Source organism: Pseudoalteromonas sp. GW168-MNA-CIBAN-0100 (assembly GCF_040309225.1).
Taxonomy (GTDB): Bacteria; Pseudomonadota; Gammaproteobacteria; order Enterobacterales; family Alteromonadaceae; genus Pseudoalteromonas; species Pseudoalteromonas arctica.
The window spans coordinates 1-270 of record NZ_JBEOOL010000587.1 but is presented as its reverse complement, the minus strand read 5'-3'; the positions used below and the strand labels follow the sequence as shown (position 1 = coordinate 270).

Below are 270 nucleotides of genomic sequence, written 5' to 3'. Positions count from 1 at the left end.
ACGTGCGCCTGCGCATGGGCGACTATCTCGCCGAGAAGATCAAGCGCGAGCTGCCGAACGTGCCGATCGACGTCGTGATGCCGATTCCCGATTCGTCGCGCCCGGCCGCGATGCAGGTCGCCGCGAAGCTCGGCGTCGAGTATCGCGAAGGCTTCTTCAAGAACCGCTACGTCGGCCGGACCTTCATCATGCCGGGGCAGGCCGTGCGCAAGAAGTCGGTGCGCCAGAAGCTCAACGCGATGAGCATCGAGTTCAAGGACAAGCACGTGC

At 64.1% G+C, this 270-nt stretch carries 1 pseudogene; it reads left to right on the top strand.

Going from position 1 to position 270, the window contains the following annotated elements:
• Positions 1 to 270, top strand: a pseudogene (locus AAEY62_RS22555) (amidophosphoribosyltransferase); the annotation flags it as partial.